The sequence below is a fragment of the Staphylococcus simulans genome, assembly GCF_047037175.1.
In the GTDB taxonomy this organism is placed as follows: domain Bacteria; phylum Bacillota; class Bacilli; order Staphylococcales; family Staphylococcaceae; genus Staphylococcus; species Staphylococcus simulans_C.
The window spans coordinates 1,271,454-1,290,657 of sequence record NZ_CP178241.1 but is presented as its reverse complement, the minus strand read 5'-3'; the positions used below and the strand labels follow the sequence as shown (position 1 = coordinate 1,290,657).

General features: G+C 36.9%; 25 protein-coding genes. 19 read left to right on the top strand and 6 right to left on the bottom strand.

What is annotated here, in order from left to right; all coding sequences use genetic code 11:
• Positions 1–140: 140 nt before the first annotated feature.
• The gene (locus ACFCT9_RS06575) at positions 141–3,284 is read left to right on the top strand and encodes an efflux RND transporter permease subunit (RefSeq protein WP_412521588.1); all 3,144 of its coding nucleotides are present in this window, start codon (positions 141–143) and stop codon (positions 3,282–3,284) included.
• A 66-nt stretch (positions 3,285–3,350) separates the two neighbouring features.
• On the opposite strand, the gene mspA is transcribed toward ACFCT9_RS06575, so the two are convergent.
• Positions 3,351–3,668: a membrane stabilizing protein MspA gene (gene mspA / locus ACFCT9_RS06570; protein ID WP_412521587.1), complete on the bottom strand. Its 318-nt coding sequence runs from the start codon at positions 3,666–3,668 to the stop codon at positions 3,351–3,353.
• A gap of 71 nt (positions 3,669–3,739) precedes the next feature.
• Positions 3,740–3,907, bottom strand: a complete 168-nt coding sequence (locus tag ACFCT9_RS06565) for an SE1832 family protein (RefSeq protein WP_412521586.1) — start codon at positions 3,905–3,907, stop codon at positions 3,740–3,742.
• 135 nt (positions 3,908–4,042) lie between these two features.
• Between ACFCT9_RS06565 and ACFCT9_RS06560 the strand changes: the two genes are divergently transcribed.
• Positions 4,043–4,954, top strand: coding sequence for an AEC family transporter (locus ACFCT9_RS06560; protein WP_412521585.1), 912 nt, complete (start codon positions 4,043–4,045; stop codon positions 4,952–4,954).
• Positions 4,955–5,036: 82 nt separating this feature from the next.
• On the opposite strand, the gene ACFCT9_RS06555 is transcribed toward ACFCT9_RS06560, so the two are convergent.
• The gene (locus tag ACFCT9_RS06555) at positions 5,037–5,891 is read right to left on the bottom strand and encodes a GRP family sugar transporter (protein ID WP_412521584.1); all 855 of its coding nucleotides are present in this window, start codon (positions 5,889–5,891) and stop codon (positions 5,037–5,039) included.
• Between the two features lie 120 nt (positions 5,892–6,011).
• Positions 6,012–6,875 carry a GNAT family N-acetyltransferase gene (locus ACFCT9_RS06550; RefSeq protein WP_412521583.1) on the bottom strand — a complete coding sequence of 288 codons (864 nt, stop codon included), beginning with the start codon at positions 6,873–6,875 and terminating at the stop codon, positions 6,012–6,014.
• Positions 6,876–7,018: 143 nt separating this feature from the next.
• On the opposite strand from ACFCT9_RS06550, the gene ACFCT9_RS06545 reads away from it, so the two are divergent.
• Both ACFCT9_RS06545 and ACFCT9_RS06540 read left to right on the top strand, forming a co-directional pair.
• A complete protein-coding gene (locus tag ACFCT9_RS06545) occupies positions 7,019–9,151 on the top strand; it encodes a DNA topoisomerase III (RefSeq protein ID WP_412521629.1) in 2,133 nt (710 codons plus the stop codon).
• 191 nt (positions 9,152–9,342) lie between these two features.
• On the top strand, positions 9,343–10,677 hold the full coding sequence (locus ACFCT9_RS06540) for an NCS2 family permease (RefSeq protein ID WP_412521582.1): 1,335 nt from the start codon (positions 9,343–9,345) through the stop codon (positions 10,675–10,677).
• A 94-nt stretch (positions 10,678–10,771) separates the two neighbouring features.
• Here the strand turns inward: ACFCT9_RS06540 and ACFCT9_RS06535 are convergent, their stop codons facing one another.
• Together ACFCT9_RS06535 and ACFCT9_RS06530 are read right to left on the bottom strand one after the other, a co-directional pair.
• On the bottom strand, positions 10,772–11,563 hold the full coding sequence (locus ACFCT9_RS06535; RefSeq protein WP_412521581.1) for a glucose 1-dehydrogenase: 792 nt from the start codon (positions 11,561–11,563) through the stop codon (positions 10,772–10,774).
• A 243-nt stretch (positions 11,564–11,806) separates the two neighbouring features.
• The gene (locus ACFCT9_RS06530; protein ID WP_412521580.1) at positions 11,807–12,193 is read right to left on the bottom strand and encodes a hypothetical protein; all 387 of its coding nucleotides are present in this window, start codon (positions 12,191–12,193) and stop codon (positions 11,807–11,809) included.
• Between the two features lie 337 nt (positions 12,194–12,530).
• Between ACFCT9_RS06530 and rpsJ the strand changes: the two genes are divergently transcribed.
• The 15 genes from rpsJ (at position 12,531) to ACFCT9_RS06455 (ending at position 19,178) form a co-directional block, all read left to right on the top strand.
• On the top strand, positions 12,531–12,839 hold the full coding sequence (gene rpsJ, locus ACFCT9_RS06525) for a 30S ribosomal protein S10 (RefSeq protein WP_002479572.1): 309 nt from the start codon (positions 12,531–12,533) through the stop codon (positions 12,837–12,839).
• A gap of 27 nt (positions 12,840–12,866) precedes the next feature.
• Positions 12,867–13,529, top strand: a complete 663-nt coding sequence (gene rplC / locus ACFCT9_RS06520; RefSeq protein WP_412521579.1) for a 50S ribosomal protein L3 — start codon at positions 12,867–12,869, stop codon at positions 13,527–13,529.
• Positions 13,530–13,557: 28 nt separating this feature from the next.
• Positions 13,558–14,181: a 50S ribosomal protein L4 gene (gene rplD / locus ACFCT9_RS06515; RefSeq protein WP_105993315.1), complete on the top strand. Its 624-nt coding sequence runs from the start codon at positions 13,558–13,560 to the stop codon at positions 14,179–14,181.
• Positions 14,181–14,456 (top strand): 50S ribosomal protein L23, encoded by a 276-nt coding sequence (rplW, locus tag ACFCT9_RS06510; protein WP_412521578.1) that lies wholly within the window; start codon positions 14,181–14,183, stop codon positions 14,454–14,456. The genes rplD and rplW overlap by 1 nt, the downstream gene beginning before the upstream one ends.
• 33 nt (positions 14,457–14,489) lie before the next feature.
• Positions 14,490–15,323, top strand: a complete 834-nt coding sequence (rplB, locus tag ACFCT9_RS06505) for a 50S ribosomal protein L2 (protein WP_412521577.1) — start codon at positions 14,490–14,492, stop codon at positions 15,321–15,323.
• 64 nt (positions 15,324–15,387) lie between these two features.
• A complete protein-coding gene (rpsS, locus tag ACFCT9_RS06500; protein WP_002479567.1) occupies positions 15,388–15,666 on the top strand; it encodes a 30S ribosomal protein S19 in 279 nt (92 codons plus the stop codon).
• A 32-nt stretch (positions 15,667–15,698) separates the two neighbouring features.
• Positions 15,699–16,052, top strand: a complete 354-nt coding sequence (gene rplV, locus ACFCT9_RS06495) for a 50S ribosomal protein L22 (protein WP_015900972.1) — start codon at positions 15,699–15,701, stop codon at positions 16,050–16,052.
• A gap of 24 nt (positions 16,053–16,076) precedes the next feature.
• Positions 16,077–16,730, top strand: a complete 654-nt coding sequence (rpsC, locus tag ACFCT9_RS06490) for a 30S ribosomal protein S3 (protein ID WP_412521576.1) — start codon at positions 16,077–16,079, stop codon at positions 16,728–16,730.
• Between the two features lie 2 nt (positions 16,731–16,732).
• Positions 16,733–17,167 (top strand): 50S ribosomal protein L16, encoded by a 435-nt coding sequence (gene rplP, locus ACFCT9_RS06485; RefSeq protein ID WP_412521575.1) that lies wholly within the window; start codon positions 16,733–16,735, stop codon positions 17,165–17,167.
• Entirely contained in the window at positions 17,157–17,366 is a 210-nt protein-coding gene (rpmC, locus tag ACFCT9_RS06480) for a 50S ribosomal protein L29 (protein ID WP_000644737.1), read from the top strand. Before rplP ends, rpmC begins: the two co-directional genes overlap by 11 nt.
• 24 nt (positions 17,367–17,390) lie before the next feature.
• Positions 17,391–17,654, top strand: a complete 264-nt coding sequence (gene rpsQ, locus ACFCT9_RS06475) for a 30S ribosomal protein S17 (protein WP_001829723.1) — start codon at positions 17,391–17,393, stop codon at positions 17,652–17,654.
• Between the two features lie 28 nt (positions 17,655–17,682).
• A complete protein-coding gene (gene rplN, locus ACFCT9_RS06470) occupies positions 17,683–18,051 on the top strand; it encodes a 50S ribosomal protein L14 (protein ID WP_002479563.1) in 369 nt (122 codons plus the stop codon).
• 32 nt (positions 18,052–18,083) lie between these two features.
• Complete coding sequence (gene rplX / locus ACFCT9_RS06465; RefSeq protein ID WP_156666538.1) at positions 18,084–18,401, top strand: 50S ribosomal protein L24; 318 nt, start codon at positions 18,084–18,086, stop codon at positions 18,399–18,401.
• Positions 18,402–18,426: 25 nt separating this feature from the next.
• Positions 18,427–18,966 (top strand): 50S ribosomal protein L5, encoded by a 540-nt coding sequence (gene rplE / locus ACFCT9_RS06460; RefSeq protein WP_412521574.1) that lies wholly within the window; start codon positions 18,427–18,429, stop codon positions 18,964–18,966.
• Between the two features lie 26 nt (positions 18,967–18,992).
• Positions 18,993–19,178 (top strand): type Z 30S ribosomal protein S14, encoded by a 186-nt coding sequence (locus ACFCT9_RS06455; RefSeq protein ID WP_002479560.1) that lies wholly within the window; start codon positions 18,993–18,995, stop codon positions 19,176–19,178.
• Positions 19,179–19,204 lie beyond the last annotated feature (26 nt).

Genomic DNA, 19,204 nt, shown 5'->3' with positions numbered 1-19,204 from the left:
AGACACAGATGAAAAGGTTGGGATGATATATCGTCCCAATCTTTTTTTGTGAAGAAATATAAAAAATGAGTGAAAACAACGCCCTTTTAATGAATGATATGTTAAATTTAAAGTAATGAGATAATAGGAGGAACATGCACATGATAAACCGTTTGCTGAAGTTCTCTTTAGGCAATAAATTCGCAATATTTTTGATGGTTGTATTAGTCGTCTTGGGCGGTGTCTATTCAAGTGTCAAAATGCGTTTGGAATTATTGCCTGATGTAGAAGAACCGATGATATCTGTCAATACAGTCTTACCAGGAGCTACGCCACAGACTGTACAAGAGGATATCAGTGATAAAATAGATAACCAAATTAGAGGAATGGCACATGTAAAAAATGTTAAAAGCCAGTCATTAGAAAACGTCTCTATGGTTCAAGTCAGTTATGATGACGGCACAGATATGGATAAAGCTGAAGAAGCTTTGAAGAAAGAAATAGATAAGCTTAAACTGACAGAAGATGCAAGAGAACCTGAATTAATGCGTAATAGTATGAACGCATTTCCTGTCGTAGTTTATTCGTTTTCAGATAAAGATGGGAATTTAGAGAAAGCTACAAAAGCGATTGAAAAGCAACTGATTCCTAAACTGGAAACAGTAGACGGCGTACAAAATGTGCAGATGAATGGTCAAACAGCGCGTCAAGCAACGATTAAATTTAAACAAAGCGAGTTGCAAAAACGAGGCATGAGTGCCAAAGGTGCAGAAGACTATATTAAAAATGCTTCTGGCAAAACACCATTAGGTTTATTCCAATTCGGTAAAAAAGAAAAATCCATTGTAGTTAATGGAGAATTCACTTCAGCAGATGCTTTGAAAAACTTCGTGATTCCTGTCAGCGCAGCACAAGGATCACAGGGTCAATCTGGATCAGATGAAAGTTCAATGGCACCACAAAGTGCACAGGGACAACAAAGTCATGAAATGGTAAAACTTTCAGATATCGCAGATGTGAAAATCGGGCAAGAACGTGAATCGATATCAAGAACCAATGGTAAAGATGCGATTGATGTTCAAATCGTAAAAGCACAAGATGCGAATACGGTTCAAGTGAAAAAAGATACTGAAGCTAAAATTAAAGACTTTGTGAAAGACAATAAGAACTTAACAGAAACAAAGATTATGGATACGGCTAAGCCAATCCAAGATTCCATTTATACGATGCTCGAAAAAGCGATTCTAGGTACGATTGTTGCGATTATTGTGATCTTGTTGTTCCTTCGCAACATTAGAACTACCGCAATTTCAGTCGTTTCAATTCCAATGTCTTTATTGATTGCGATGATTGCCTTAAAGCTATCAGATGTCTCCTTGAACATCTTGACATTAGGTGCATTAACCGTCGCAATTGGTCGTGTCATTGATGACTCTATCGTTGTTATTGAAAATATATATCGACGGATGTCTGATCCAAAAGAACGAGAAAGCGGAGACAATTTGGTAACCAGCGCAACAGCTGAAGTATTTAAACCGATTATGTCTTCAACGCTTGTAACAATTGTCGTATTCTTACCACTTGTCTTTGTGGCAGGTTCCGTTGGTGAGATGTTCAGACCTTTCGCATTGGCGATTACCTTTAGTTTATTAGCATCACTGCTGGTATCGATTACCATCGTTCCAGCACTAGCTTCAACGTTCTTTAAAAATGGTATCAAAAAGAAACGTGAACGTTCTCTAGGTGCAGTAGGCAGAGGTTATAAAAAGGTATTGAATTGGTCATTGAACCATAAATGGATTGTCTTGATTTTAACGACTGTCATTTTAATCGGCAGTGTTGGATTAGGTGCTGCTAAAATCGGTACAAGCTTTATTTCAACTGGTGAAGACAAATTCATGGCATTAACGTATACGCCAAAACCAGGTGAAACAAAAGAACAAGTACTCAAAAATGCAGAACAAGTTCAAAAATATCTTAATAGTAAAGATAAAGTGAAGAAAGTTCAATATTCACTTGGTGGCGCTTCACCCGTCGATCCGACAGGCAGTACGAATAATATGGCTGTCATGATTGAATATGCGAGTGATACGAAGAACTTTGATACTGAACCAGACAGAGTGTTAAAACATATCGCAGACTTTAAGCAAGAAGGCGAATGGAAATACTTAGACATGGGTACTGGCGGCGGTAATAATGAAATAGAAGTTAAAGTTTCTGGCCCGTCAGGTCATGAAATCAAAGGTACAGTTAAAGCGATTGAAGATAAGATGAAACAAACATCTGGCGTGGTTAATGTTAAATCTGATTTAACAGAAGTCTATGATCAATACACAATTGATGTTGATAAAAACAAAGCAACAGAGAAAGGCTTGTCAGCGGGTCAATTAGCAATGGGCTTAAATCAAAACATTCCAGAGACGACACTGACAACAATTAATGAAAAAGGCCATAAAGTCGATGTAAAAGTAGAAAAAGAGAAACAGACAAACTGGACGAAAGAAAAATTAAACAATCTTGAAATACCAACACCGACTGGTGAAATGGTACAGCTTAAAGATATCGCAACATTGAAATCAACAGAAACACCAAGTAAGTTGATTAAAGAAGACGGCGACTATACAACCACTGTAACAGGTAAAATCAGCGGTAAAGATGTCGGCGGTATTTCAACGAAAGTCATGGATAAAGTGAATAAAATTGATAAACCTGCAAATGTGAAAATCAATTCAGGCGGTGCGACAGATGACATCAATAAAGCTATGACACAATTAAGCTTAGCTATGCTAGCAGCAGTTGTGATTGTGTATTTAGTCTTAGTGTTAACATTCAAAGGCGGTTTAGCACCATTTACCATTCTATTCTCACTCCCATACATTGTCATTGGTGTAGTATTGGCATTAGTCCTTACTGGCGAAACACTTTCTGTACCAAGTATGATTGGGGTCTTAATGTTAATAGGTATCGTAGTAACCAACGCAATTGTACTTATTGACCGAGTTATCAATAATGAACAAAAAGGTATGGCAATGAAAGAAGCGTTGTTAGAAGCGGGCGGAACGAGAATACGTCCAATCCTAATGACAGCACTTGCGACTATTGGTGCACTCGTACCAATGTTATTCGGACAAGACAGTTCAATCTTAATTTCTAAAGGATTAGCCGCAACAGTAATTGGAGGGCTTGTTTCTTCAACATTATTAACACTGATTGTAGTACCAGTGATATATGAAATTCTATTTACAATGAAAGACAAAGTAACGAACATGTTTAAACGAAAACCTAAAAAAGATAATCCGAATTGATTTTAGATGACAAAACAAAAATCGCCCCTCAGCTTTTACATTTAATAGCTGAGGGGCTTTTCTTTCTTAATATAAGACAAATGTTAAAATAGTACTGATAATGAAAATAAATAGGGTCATCACATTTAATAAGAAGACACCTTTTTGATCGCCTTTAGAATACTTGAAGGCTGTAATCTCCACGTTTCCTACAAGCATGACAATAACCGCAAATTCCCACCAAGCGACTGGAGGAACTGTTAAGTTAATCATTGCGACAATGAGTATGAGTAATCCACCCATGACCATGCGTAAAACACTGCTGTAAATTGTATTCATTTTGTAAATACTGATATAACTTACAAACAAATACAAAACGGGTAGTAATAATAGATAGAGTTGCATCGTGTGTACTTCCTTTCTGGTAATCGCAAATCACATTCAATCATGATGTGTTCTTAATCAAGATATTGGTTTTATTGTTGTTTTATTTGTGAACGAACGTGCGCGATTTCATGTTCGATTTGTTCAAGCTGTTTAATCAATGGATCCACTTGTTGGCCAGTTGATTCACGCTTTTCCAAATCATCTTGCAGACGAACGTAATCTTGTTTTAATTCTGCTAATTGACTTTCTAAATCCAAAAGATACACCACCTTATTGATTTTTAATATCAATAATAATAGTATAGCATGGAAAGATTAGAGATGTAATGAGCGAGAAATGACATTTCATGATGTTTAAATGTCTTTATATTGAAAGAGAAAGAAGGGTGACTTATGACAGGCAAATTCGCAATAATTGTTTTACTGATTGCGCTAGGTTATTTGCTGAAACGTGTAAATATATTAAAAGAAGAAGATAACCAAGTTTTAGCTAAATTAGTACTGAATGTGACTTTACCTGCATTAGTCATCGTCAATTTAAATCAAGCTGATTTGGATATGTCTTTATCAGTATTACCGATTATGATGGTGATTTACGGTATTGTTGCAAAAATTATCGCAATCAGCTTTTTCTTGAAGTATGACAATGAGATGCGAGGAACCATTGGTATGATGATGGCATCGCTCAATATTGGATTATTTGCATATCCGCTCGTACAAGCAATATGGCCGAAAGTCGGCATGATTTATTTTGGTATGGCAGATATCGGAGGTGCCATTGTCATGTTCGGCATCACATACTTTATTGGTAATTACTTCAGCAGCGGTGGGAATAACACCTTTAACCTCAAATTTCTTGTAATGAATTTATTGAAGTCTATTCCATTAATGACGTATTTGATGATGTTTGGATTGAATATGAGTAATCTGCATTTACCAAAGGCAGTCATCAGTTTCTTAGATGTATTGGCACAAGCCAATATGCCATTGTCTATGATCTTGTTAGGTTTAATGTTGAATTTCAGAGTAGAACGTCGTTATTTACCAATTGCCTTAAAATATTTAACAATTCACTATGGCTTCGGATTGATAGCCGGATTACTCGTTTACTTCTTCTTACCCGTATCAGATCCGATGATTAAAACAACATTAATGGTCATTTGGCTGTTACCGATTGGTGTTGCGGTAATACCGTATTCAATCCAATTCCAATATCGGACATTGCCGTTAATTGGCATGACGACCAATATGACGATTGTCATCAGCATTGTGATACTTTATTACTTCCAAATGTTTTTCGTATAGCACAAAGGGAGTGTCAACCATTACTTCAGTGGTCGACACTCCCTTTGTCTATATTGAGACTCAAATATTTGATGTGAATATTTTATGCTTTCAGACCGCCAAGCACAAAGGCGGCGATAACAATTAAGACAATACCTGCCACAATACCAATCATTTGGCGTTTATCTTTACGTTCTTTCAAGATAAAGATGCCGCCGAGTGTTGAAACAATCACAAGCAGTTGTGAGAATGAGAAGCTTGTCGCAACACCGACTTTTGGTTGTGAATAGAATAAGAACAAGTTACCAATAGCCCAAATCACACCGGGCAACAGATTACGTAACGTATAATGCATAGACGTTTGATGTTTGGCGGATAATAAGAAACCGCCAATTGCCATACCGATAGATTGGAAGAAGAGTGCATCTAAGCCATTGACACTAAAGATTTGTGCGACAACAACATAGACAACATAGCCAACAGTAGAAATTAATAAGATGATAAGCGCTTTACCTAATTTAGATTGGCCTTCACTTGTTTCATTTCTTCCTTTCAATGATGTCAATGCAATACCGCCAACAAGCAATACCATTGCTAAGAGTCCCATAGCAACTTGTGTTCCTGTACTCCATTCTCCTAAGAATAGGGCACTAAATAACGTAGTTCCGACCAGTTGCATGCCTGTAGAAATTGGCATCGTTTTAGATACGCCGATTAAATCAACTGAGCGTAATTGATAACCTTGGCCTAAAGCCCAAAATGCACCGGAGATTAATCCGACAATGATCACTTTAGGTTCAAAACTAGAATGTCCTGTTAACAGCAGTACAATACCTACAATCAATGCACCGAGTGTCGTGCCTCGAATTTGATTATAGGGTCCACCGCCAACTAGAACGTTGATTAATACAACACTACCCCAAAATAGGGCAGGAAGTAATGCGATAAGTAAATCCATCTCGATTCTTTCCTTTCTATATTCATACTTCCCCTTTGTTAGAATAAGAATAAATCAATTGCAAATAAAAGAAAAATAAAACGTCTGCTATGAAGGTTAACCTCATAACAAACGTTTATATCATTTGATATATTTGAATTTTTTACGTTCTGAACGGATGTCAAAACCAAGTTCGCTGAAACGGTCCACTAATTGATCGTTTTTACTGCGAATTTTAAAATAGACTTTTTCAATCGCTGCTTGTTGAAATGCAAAGTTAATCGCATAGCTTAATAAGTTGAATGCGATACCTTCATGACGATAATCCGTGTGTGAAGAAAAGTATTTGATTTCGGCTTTGTTTCGATCTGGCTTCATTTGCAAGTAGAGATAGCCTTTTAATATACCTTCACTGACGAAAAAGAATAGATGATTATTATTGTCTATAGTATTCACGATTTCAGAAGCAGTCATAGCATCACGTCTGAACACTTTACGATGCAAACGATTAAAGTGTGTGAAGAATGCTTTATGGTAAGGAATAATGTGTCTATCTGCTTCGTTACTCTTCTCTATCGTATGATCCGTTGAAAGATAGTAGTCTGTAAAAGTGTAGTGTGCATCAATCGCTTTCATCAATGAATTGTTGTAATGATCTGTGATATCGAAAGAGAAATTGAAATGTGCATGTTCTGGTTGTTCTGCAATGATAGTTTCGAACAGTGATTTAAATGCTTGTGCGTCTAATACATCTTCATGACTGATAAATGGACCTACAACTTTAAAGTGGTTGGTATCATATGCGAAACCGCCCATCATCATATGAATTTGATGATTGTCATCAACGAGTGCATACACACCTGTATCTTGTTTTAAAGCTTCAATACTTTGTGTCAGTGCGACATTTTTTTCGTGAAGTTTATAGAGATAGGAACAAAAGGATGTATCGGCTTGGTGAATAAAACTTTGGATGTCTTTTGCAGCTTCAATTTTAATTGCTTTCATAAGAACCTCCTTGGTTGTGAGATGAACAGCACCTTTGTCTACATTATACTGTGTTTTTAATTGAGTTGAAAGGAAACGTAAGAGAAACAAGCTGAATAAATCGTGTTACAATGGAAATACGATTTTGAGAAAGGAACATGAAGATGAAATCATTAATTCTAGCAGAGAAACCCTCTGTGGCTCGTGATATTGCGCATGCATTGAATATTAATCAAAAGCGCAATGGTTATTTTGAAAACAATCAATATATCGTAACATGGGCCTTAGGTCATTTGGTGACGAATGCAACTCCAGAACAATATGATTCGAAGTTTAAAACATGGGATTTACAAGAATTGCCGATTATTCCAAAATATATGAAAACCGTCGTCATCCCTAAAACTAAGAAACAATTTAATACAGTCAAAGCTTTAATGTTAAAAGATACAGTGAAAGAAATTATTATTGCGACAGATGCCGGAAAAGAAGGGGAACTTGTTGCACGATTGATTTTAGATAAAGTTCATAACAAAAAGCCGATTAAACGTTTATGGATCAGTTCAATCACTGAGAAAGCAATTCGTAATGGCTTCAAGCATTTGAAAGATGGCAAAGCATATATGCCTTTATATCGTGCTGCATTAGCACGAAGTGAAGCAGATTGGATTGTGGGGATTAATGCGACACGCGCATTAACAACGAAGTATGATGCACAATTATCATTAGGTCGTGTTCAAACACCAACGATTCAATTAGTGCAAATGCGTCAAGATGAAATCAGACATTTTAAACCGATGCAGTATTATACGTTAGAAGCACAAGTGGAAGGACAAACTATTAAATTAGTGTCTGAACGCCGTATACACGATAAACAAGTCTTAACAGATAGAGTAAAGCAATTAGAGGGACAATCTGCGACAGTTGAAGCGGTCACTTCTAAGCGAAAGAAACAATATCCGGCAAAACTGTTTAGTTTAACGGATTTACAGCAAGAAGCTTATCAACGTTATCGTATGGGTGCGAAAGAAACGTTAAATACACTTCAAAATTTATATGAGCGCCATAAACTAGTTACGTATCCGAGAACTGACTCAAATTATTTGACTGATGATATGGTAGATACGTTTAAAGAACGTTTACAAGCATTGCTTGCGACGGAGTATAAAGAAGCGGTGCGTCCGCTTGTAAATAAATCATTCAGCACTAAAATGGGGATTATTAATAATCATAAAGTATCAGACCATCATGCGATTATTCCAACTGAAATTCGTCCGAATTTGAATGATTTAAGCCAACGTGAACAACATGTGTATTTGATGATTGCAGAACGCTTTATTGAGAACTTGTTGCCGCCGTATGAGTATGAAGCAGTTAAAGCCAGCTTGAAGATTGGCAAAGAGACATTTGAATTACAAGATAAAGTTACGTTGAAACTTGGTTTCAAACAATTGCGCAATGAAACAACAACACAATCAGAACCAACACATTTTAAACAAGGTGCATCTTATAAAGTACAACGTTTCCATATTCTGGAACATGAAACCACACCACCGCCATACTTTAATGAGGGGACATTATTAAAAGCAATGGAAAGTCCTCAAAAATTCTTTGAATTGAAAAACAAAAAACATTCTCAAACGTTAAAACAAACGGGTGGTATTGGTACGGTTGCGACACGTGCAGATATTATAGAGAAACTCTTTAATATGAATGCGATTGAAGCAAGAGACGGTCACATTAAAGTAACGTCTAAAGGCCGTCAGATTTTAGAGTTAGCACCGCAATCTCTAACTTCACCATTACTTACTGCAGAATGGGAAGAAAAACTAACGCAAATTGAACAAGGCAAATATGATTCACGCCAATTCATCAAGGAAATGAAACATTTCACAGAAACGATTGTGAATGAAATTAAGAATAGCGAACAAAAATATAAGCACGATAATCTTACGACAACTGAATGTCCGACTTGCGGCAAGTTTATGATTAAAGTCAAAACGAAAAATGGCCAAATGCTTGTCTGTCAAGATCCAGCATGTAAGACGAAGAAAAATGTACAGCGAAAAACCAATGCACGTTGCCCGAACTGTCATAAGAAAATGACATTATTCGGTAAAGGTAAAAAAGCGACTTACCGTTGTGTATGCGGTCATTCTGAAACACAAGAACAAATGGATCAAAGACACAAAAATAAAGGTAAAGGAAAAGTATCTAAACGTGAGATGAAGAAATATATGGGTAAAGAAGAAATGAACAACAATCCATTCCAAGATGCTTTAAAGAATTTAAAATTATAAAGTAATAGATGAAGCACTCATGACGAACGTACTTTAACGAACAATATTGAAAAAATAATGTTGGAATCGTTCGTTAATGAGTGTTTTTTTAATAATTATATTTAAATCGTTTGGTTTTTGTTAAATCTTCATTGTATTTTCGCTAAATAGGGATTAGAATATTAAGGTATTTCATTTAAGGAGAATTCAAAGTGAAAAAATATTTCCAATTTGATAAGTATCAAACGAATTATCGTCGTGAGATTTTAGGCGGTTTAACAACTTTCTTATCTATGGCTTACATACTAGCTGTTAACCCGCAAATTTTAAGTTTAGCAGGTGTAAAAGGCATTCCTGATGATATGAAAATGGATCAGGGTGCAGTATTTGTCGCAACTGCCTTGGCCGCATTTGTTGGTTCGTTATTTATGGGACTCATCGCAAGGTATCCGATTGCGTTAGCACCAGGTATGGGATTAAATGCGTTCTTCGCATTTACTGTTGTGTTAACAATGGGGATTCCATGGCAAATTGGTTTAACAGGTGTTTTATGTTCTGGTATCTTCTTTGCGATATTAACCGTTACAGGACTCCGGGAAACCATTATTAATGCCATACCTTATGAGATGAAGATGGCTGTTACAGCTGGTATCGGCTTATTTATTACATTTGTCGGTTTGCAGGGCGCAGGTATTATTGTGAATAATGATTCAACGCTCGTAACACTCGGACATATTACAGATGGCAAAGTTTTGTTAGCAGTCTTTGGTATTATTGTCACAGTAGTCCTTTATGCGAAAAAAGTACCAGGCGCTATTTTTATCGGTATGATTTTGACTTCAGTAGGCGGATTAATCACTGGTTTAATTCAAATGCCGCATGCAATAATTGGTAAGGTCCCAAGTATTGCACCTACATTTGGTGTTGCATTTGAAGCGTTTAAAGATCCAGGTCAATTATTTACAGTACAATTCTTAATCGTTATTTTAACGTTCTTATTTATTGATTTCTTCGATACAGCAGGAACATTAGTGGCAGTGGCTTCACAAGCAGGTATGATGAAAGATAATAAATTACCACGTGCAGGTCGTGCCTTATTCTCTGACTCAATCGCAACGATTGTCGGCTCTATCTTCGGTACAACAACAACGACTTCTTATATCGAATCTACTTCAGGTGTTGCGGTAGGAGCGAGAACAGGTTTTGCGAGTATCGTAACAGGTGTCTGTTTCTTATTAGCATTATTCTTCAGCCCGTTAATGGCAGTTGTAACAAGTGCAGTTACAGCACCGGCATTAATTGTAGTAGGGGTATTAATGGCAGGAAACTTATCACAGATTGATTGGAAGAAATTTGAACTTGCTGTACCTGCGTTTATCACAATTATTATGATGCCTTTATCATATTCAATCGCTACAGGTATCGCATGCGGATTCATTTTCTATCCTATTACGATGTTAGTCACAAAACGTCATAAAGAAGTACATCCGATTATGTACGTACTCATGGTATTATTCATTTTATACTTTGTATTCGTACATGGTTAAATCATATTTTGAAACAAGCTCAATATTATATGGGCTTGTTTTTTCATAAAATAAGACACTTGCGAATGTGCAAGTGTCTTTCATGATACTATGCTTAACCTTTGCCGCCCATAAATGCTGGATAGTTTGTCATACCGCCATCTACATATATTGTTGTACCGTGAATGTAGCTTGATACATCTGATGCTAGGAATAATGCGACATTGGCGACTTGATATGTTTCGCCTATTTCTCTTGCAGGAATCATTTGAAGTGTTTCTTCGCGTGTTTCTGGATCAGAGAATTTTTCTTTCGTATGTTCTGTTACGACGGCACCTGGTGAAATATTGTTAATGCGGATACCGTATTGCGCATATTCCATAGACATTGTTTCCATCATACTTTTTAAACCGGCTTTACTTGCTGAATAGTTCACGTAGTATGGCCAAGGAATAATGTCATGCACGCTTGCGGTATTTATGATAACGCCTTTCTTATCTTCTTTAAGGAAGTATTTTACGGCTTCTCTAGAACCGATAAAGGCGCCTGTTAAATTGATATCCAAAGCTTTTTGAAATTCTTCAACAGACATTTCGTGAGAAGGTACAGGGTTTTCAAAGCCGGCATTATTAATCATGATGTCTAGTGTGCCGAAATGTTGAATAGCTTGTTCAACAAGATTCATGATGTCTTTTTCGACTGTCACATCACCTTGTACAGGTAACGCTTGGCCACCATATGCTTCTATTTCTTTTTTTAATTTCTCTAACTCAGGTTCGTGTTTAGATGAACGATAATTCAAAATAACTTTCGCTTTCGCTTTACCGAATGCTTCTGCGTAAGCTTTGCCTATACCGCTGCCACTACCAGTAACAATAACGACTTTATTTTCTAAATCTTGATACATAATTGAATCTCCTTTTTCTCTATATCATGCTTTATATCTATATCAATAGAGTGAAAAAGCAGTATGATGATTATGAAAATGAATGCTTTTAATATACCCGCTGATAAAAGTGAATAACCTCACGCACTTTGTTATGGAAATGTAATTAATAATAGAAGCGGTTACATAATATAGGAAGAAATCCATAAAATTGCATTTAAAAGAACAAAAATACCGGCAATGGTGCCGGTATATAGCTATCAGTTATTTAATTCTGCGTCCATGTTCGTCATATATTGCACGCGCATGACGATTTGGCATATAAATAGGTGTACTCATCACAATAAATAGGAAGAACAGCATAAGGAAAAACAAAATCCAATGCACAATCATTCCGACAAAAAGAATAATTGCGATGAATGATCCTGCGATACCTAATAAAGGAATAATCACCATAGGGCGGATTGTACTTTGACTGTCAGCTAATAATGCAATCACTAGTAATAAATAAAAGAAAGCATTAATGATTAATGGCTGCCAACCAAATGAAACGATGATAGAGCCGCCTATGAAAGGAATACCATATAAAAGTTCAGAAAGCAGTAAGATAATGCTTATAATAATCAATGCAAGTCTTGTACTGTGTTTCACTTTTAATCACCACCATTCATTTACTATTATATAGGATATGAGTCGATTGAAAAAATATGAAGACTTAGAGAAAAAATTCTCTATACGGGTTGAAGTGCGCATACATTTGAAGTAAAATATACTGGTATGTGTTAGAGAAAAAAGTCTTTCATAAAAAAGTTACAGGAAATGGTTGCAACTGAGCACGTATTCGTGTAACATATCTAATGTTGGACTTTGAATACGCGATGAAGCGAAAGGTTACTGACACACCCGGCCGCTTTGCCATGGCGTTGTGTGAGATAGTTTTCGTGGAGAAGTCTATCACTAAATGTAGACGATATAAGGAGGGAAAATTATGGCAAAACAAAAAATCAGAATCAGATTAAAAGCTTATGATCACAGAGTAATTGATCAATCAGCTGAGAAAATTGTTGAAACAGCAAAACGTTCTGGTGCAGAAGTTTCTGGACCAATTCCATTACCAACTGAAAAATCAATTTACACTATCATCCGTGCGGTGCATAAGTACAAAGATTCTCGTGAGCAATTCGAACAACGTACTCATAAACGTTTAATCGACATTGTTAACCCTACACCAAAAACTGTTGATGCTCTTATGGGCTTAAACTTACCATCAGGTGTAGACATCGAAATTAAATTATAATAGAAAATCATAGGAGGTGGACTTTCGATGACCAAAGGAATCTTAGGAAGAAAAATCGGGATGACACAAGTATTCGGTGAAAACGGAGACTTAATCCCAGTAACTGTAGTAGAAGCAGGTCAAAACGTAGTATTACAAAAGAAAACTGAAGAGGTAGACGGTTACAACGCTATCCAAGTAGGTTTTGAAGACAAACAAGCATACAAAAAAGACAGCAAGTCAAATAAATATGCTAACAAACCAGCTGAAGGTCACGCTAAAAAAGCTGACACAGCACCTAAGCGCTTCATTCGTGAATTCAGAAACGTTAATGTTGATGAATACGAAGTAGGTCAAGAAGTCTCAGTTGATACATTTGAAGCTGGGGACATCATTGACGTAACTGGAGTATCTAAAGGTAAAGGTTTCCAAGGTAATATCAAACGTCATGGCCACGGTCGTGGACCAATGTCTCACGGTTCTCATTTCCACAGAGCGCCAGGTTCAGTAGGTATGGCATCTGACGCATCTAAAGTATTTAAAGGTCACAAAATGCCAGGTCGTATGGGTGGCAACACAGTGACAGTACAAAACTTAGAAGTTGTACAAATCGATACTGAAAACAACGTTATCTTAGTTAAAGGTAATGTGCCTGGTCCTAAAAAAGGATTAGTAGAAATCAAAACTTCAATTAAAAAAGGTAACAAATAATTAATTAACGAAAGGAGGAAAATGCATAATGGCAAATTATGATGTATTAAAAGTAGACGGATCAAAAGCAGGTTCAGTTGAATTAAGCGATGCTGTATTCGCAATTGAACCAAATAAAGATGTTCTTTTCGAAGCAATTAACTTACAACGTGCTTCATTACGCCAAGGTACACATTCGGTTAAAAACCGTTCAGCAGTACGTGGCGGTGGACGTAAACCATGGAGACAAAAAGGTACAGGACGTGCGCGTCAAGGTACTATCCGTGCTCCACAATGGCGTGGTGGCGGTATCGTATTCGGACCGACTCCAAGAAGCTATGCATACAAAATGCCTAAGAAAATGCGTCGTTTAGCATTACGTTCTGCATTATCTTTCAAAGTACAAGAAAATGAATTCAAAATTGTTGATGCTTTCGGTTTAGAAGCACCAAAAACAAAAGAATTCACTAAAGTATTATCAAACTTAGAATTACCTAAAAAAGTTTTAGTAGTTACTGAATCAGAAGATGTGAATGTTGAATTATCAGCACGTAACATCCCAGGTGTTCAAATCACTACTGTAACTGGATTAAACGTATTAGACATCACAAGCGCTGACAGTGTATTAATCACAGAAGCAGCTGCTAAAAAAGTTGAGGAGGTGCTCGGATAATGGAAGCAAGAGACGTTCTTAAGCGCCCCGTAATCACAGAAAAATCTTCAGAAGCTATGGCTGAAGACAAATACACTTTTGATGTAGATACACGTGCGAATAAAACACAAGTTAAAATTGCAGTTGAAGAAATTTTTGATGTTAAAGTAGACAAAGTAAATACCGTCAACTACAAAGCTAAGAAAAAACGTATGGGCCGTTACCAAGGCTATACAAACAGAAGACGCAAAGCGATCGTTACACTTAAAGAAGGATCAATCGATCTATTCAACTAAAAAATAAAATTACCAATAAGGAGGTAAGCGACAATGGCTCTTAAACATTATAAGCCGATTACAAATGGTCGTCGTAATATGACTTCATTGGATTTCGCTGAAATCACAAAAACGACTCCAGAAAAGTCATTATTACAACCGCTACCGAAAAGAGCGGGACGCAACAACCAAGGTAAATTGACAGTACGCCATCATGGTGGCGGACACAAACGTCAATACCGTGTCATTGATTTCAAACGTAACAAAGATGGAATCCCAGCAAAAGTTGATTCTATCCAATATGATCCAAACCGTTCAGCTAACATTGCATTGTTAGTATATGCAGATGGTGAAAAACGCTACATCATCGCTCCTAAAGGTTTGGTTGTAGGACAAACAGTAGAAAATGGTGAAGAAGCTGACATTAAAGTAGGTAACGCTTTACCATTAGCTAACATTCCAGTAGGTACTGTTGTTCACAATATCGAATTAAAACCTGGCCGTGGCGGACAAATCGCTCGTTCAGCAGGTGCAAGTGCTCAAGTACTTGGTAAAGAAGGTAAATACGTATTAGTAAGACTTCGTTCAGGTGAAGTTCGTATGATTCTTTCAACTTGCCGCGCAACAGTAGGTCAAGTTGGTAACTTACAACATGAACTTGTTAACGTTGGTAAAGCCGGACGTTCTCGTTGGAAAGGTATCCGTCCTACAGTTCGTGGTTCTGTAATGAACCCTAACGATCACCCACACGGTGGTGGTGAAGGTCGTGCTCCAATCGGTATGCCATCACCAATGTCACCATGGGGTAAACCAACTCTTGGTAAGAAAACTCGTCGCGGTAAAAAATCATCAGATAAACTTATCGTACGTAGACGTAAAAGAAAATAATAACAACTTATTTGGGTGTGCGGCGTAAGCGCTGCACGCACATAATAAGAAGGGAGGCGCCATAATGGCTCGTAGTATTAAAAAAGGACCTTTCGTCGATGACCACTTGATGAAAAAAGTGGAAGCGCAAGAAGGTAATCAGAAAAAAACAGTGATTAAAACTTGGTCACGTCGTTCAACTATTTTCCCTAACTTCATCGGTATTACTTTTGCAGTATACGATGGACGTAAACATGTACCTGTTTATGTAACTGAAGACATGGTTGGTCACAAATTAGGTGAATTTGCTCCAACTCGTACATTCAAAGGACATGCTGCAGACGACAAAAAAACAAGAAGATAAATACTTTCTATTAAGTAGAGGAGGAAGACCAAATGGAAGCAAAAGCGGTTGCTAGAACTATCAGAATCGCACCTCGTAAAGTCAGATTAGTATTAGACTTAATCAGAGGCAAAAACGTTGGTGAAGCTATTGCTATTTTGAAATTAACAAATAAAGCATCATCACCAGTTGTTGAAAAATTATTAATGTCCGCTTTAGCTAATGCAGAGCACAACTATGACATGAATACAGATGAATTAGTTGTTAAAGAAGCATATGCTAACGAAGGACCAACTTTAAAACGTTTCCGTCCACGTGCTCAAGGACGCGCAAGTGCAATTAACAAACGTACAAGCCACATTACAATTGTCGTAAGTGACGGCAAAGAAGAAGCTAAAGAAGCTTAATAAACTATCTAAGGAGGGAATACTGTGGGTCAAAAAATTAATCCAATCGGACTTCGTGTTGGTGTTATCCGTGATTGGGACGCTAAATGGTATGCTGAAAAAGATTTCGCTACATTATTACATGAAGATTTAAAAATCCGTAAGTTCATCGATAACGAATTAAAAGAAGCATCAGTTTCTCACGTAGAAATCGAACGTGCTGCTAACCGCATCAATATTGCAATCCACACTGGTAAACCAGGTATGGTAATTGGTAAAGGCGGTTCAGAAATTGAAAAACTTCGTAACAAATTAAATAACTTAACTAGCAAACGTGTACACATTAACGTGATCGAAATCAAAAAAGTTGATTTAGATGCTCGTTTAGTTGCTGAGAATATCGCACGTCAATTAGAAAACCGTGCTTCATTCCGTCGTGTACAAAAACAAGCTATTCAAAGAGCTATGAAACTAGGAGCTTTAGGTGTTAAAACTCAAGTTTCAGGTCGTTTAGGCGGAGCTGATATCGCTCGTGCTGAACAATATTCAGAAGGAACTGTTCCACTTCACACATTACGTGCTGACATCGATTATGCACATGCTGAAGCAGATACAACATACGGTAAACTTGGTGTTAAAGTATGGATCTATCGTGGAGAAGTTCTTCCTACTAAGAACAATGGTAAAGGAGGAAAATAATAATGTTGCTACCAAAACGTGTTAAATATCGTCGTCAACATCGTCCAGACACTAAAGGACGTTCAAAAGGCGGTAACTTTGTAACATTTGGTGAGTATGGATTACAAGCTACTACAACTTCTTGGATCACATCTCGTCAAATCGAATCTGCTCGTATTGCGATGACTCGTTATATGAAACGTGGCGGGAAAGTTTGGATTAAAATCTTCCCTCATACACCATATACTAAAAAACCTTTAGAAGTACGTATGGGTGCTGGTAAAGGTGCAGTAGAAGGCTGGATCGCAGTAGTTAAACCAGGTAGAATCTTATTTGAAGTTGCAGGCGTGTCAGAAGAAGTTGCACGCGAAGCATTACGTTTAGCAAGTCACAAACTTCCAGTTAAATCTAAGTTTGTAAAACGTGAAGAATTGGGTGGTGAATCAAATGAAAGCTAAGGAAATTAGAGACTTAACCACTTCAGAAATCGAAGAGCAAATCAAATCTTCAAAAGAAGAACTTTTTAACCTACGCTTTCAGTTAGCTACAGGACAATTAGAGGAAACTGCACGTATTCGTACAGTAAGAAAAACGATTGCACGTCTAAAAACTGTTGCTCGTGAAAGAGAAATTGAACAAAGTAAGGCTAATCAATAATAATTGAAAGAGGAGGTTACAAAAGTGAGCGAAAGAAATGATCGTAAAGTTTATGTAGGTAGAGTCGTATCAGACAAAATGGATAAAACTGTAACTGTACTTGTAGAGACTTACAAAACTCATAAATTATATGGTAAACGAGTAAAATATTCTAAAAAATATAAAACTCATGATGAAAACAATTCAGCTAAATTAGGAGACATCGTTAAGATTCAAGAAACTCGTCCTTTATCAGCAACAAAACGTTTTCGTTTAGTAGAAATTGTTGAAGAATCAGTTATTATTTAATTATTTAAAGATAAGGGAGGTTTAATTCATGATCCAACAAGAAACACGCTTGAAAGTAGCTGACAACTCAGGTGCTCGTGAAGTTCTAACAATCAAAGTATTAGGCGGATCTGGTCGTAAAACAGCGAACATCGGCGACGTAATTGTGTGTACTGTTAAAAATGCTACACCAGGAGGCGTTGTTAAAAAAGGTGAAGTTGTTAAAGCTGTTGTAGTACGTACTAAATCAGGAGTACGTCGTAAAGACGGTTCTTACATCAAATTTGATGAAAATGCATGTGTAGTTATTCGTGACGATAAGAGTCCACGCGGTACTCGTATCTTCGGACCAGTAGCTCGTGAATTACGTGACAGCAACTACATGAAAATTATTTCATTAGCACCAGAAGTACTATAATTTTAATAAATAAAATCTAAGGAGGTGCCCACATGCATATCAAAAAAGGTGACAACGTAATCGTTATCTCAGGTAAAGATAAAGGTAAAACAGGTGTTGTACAAGCAACAGAACCTAAAAAAGACCGTGTCGTTGTGGAAGGTGTGAACATCATTAAAAAGCACCAAAAACCGACTCAATTTAATCCAGAAGGTGGAATCTTAGAAACTGAAGCAGCAATTCATGTTTCTAACGTACAATTATTGGACCCAAAAACAAATGAACCAACTCGTGTAGGTTACAAATTTGTTGATGGTAAAAAAGTTCGTATCGCTAAAAAATCAGGCGAAGAAATCAAAACTAATAATTAATAACTAGTTGAAAGGAGGATCCACTTTGAGCCGTTTAAAAGAAAAATTCAATACAGAAGTTACTGAGAACTTAATGAAAGAATTCAACTATAGTTCAGTAATGGAAGTACCTAAAATCGACAAAATCGTTGTGAACATGGGTGTAGGTGACGCTGTTCAAAACTCTAAAGTATTAGACAATGCTGTTGAAGAGTTAACATTAATTACAGGTCAAAAACCATTAATCACAAAAGCTAAAAAATCAGTAGCAACATTCCGTTTACGTGAAGGTATGCCAATCGGAGCAAAAGTTACACTTCGCGGAGAAAGAATGTATGAATTCCTAGACAAATTAATCTCAGTTTCATTACCACGTGTACGTGACTTCCACGGTGTTTCTAAAAAAGCATTCGACGGTCGCGGTAACTACACATTAGGTATTAAAGAACAATTAATTTTCCCAGAAATCGATTATGATAAAGTAAGTAAAGTAAGAGGAATGGATATCGTTGTTGTTACAACTGCTAACACTGACGAAGAAGCCCGTGCATTGTTAACTCAATTCGGTATGCCATTTCAAAAGTAAGCTCTAATATAAAGGAGGCTAATTAAGTGGCTAAAAAATCAATGGTTGTAAAACAAGCTAAAAAGCAAAAATTCCCAGTGCGCGAATACACTCGTTGTGAACGCTGTGGACGCCCACATTCTGTATACCGCAAATTCAAATTATGCCGTATCTGTTTCCGTGAATTAGCTTATAAAGGCCAAATCCCAGGCGTTCGTAAAGCTAGCTGGTAATCAAAAGAGAGTCTTGAAAGGAGGCA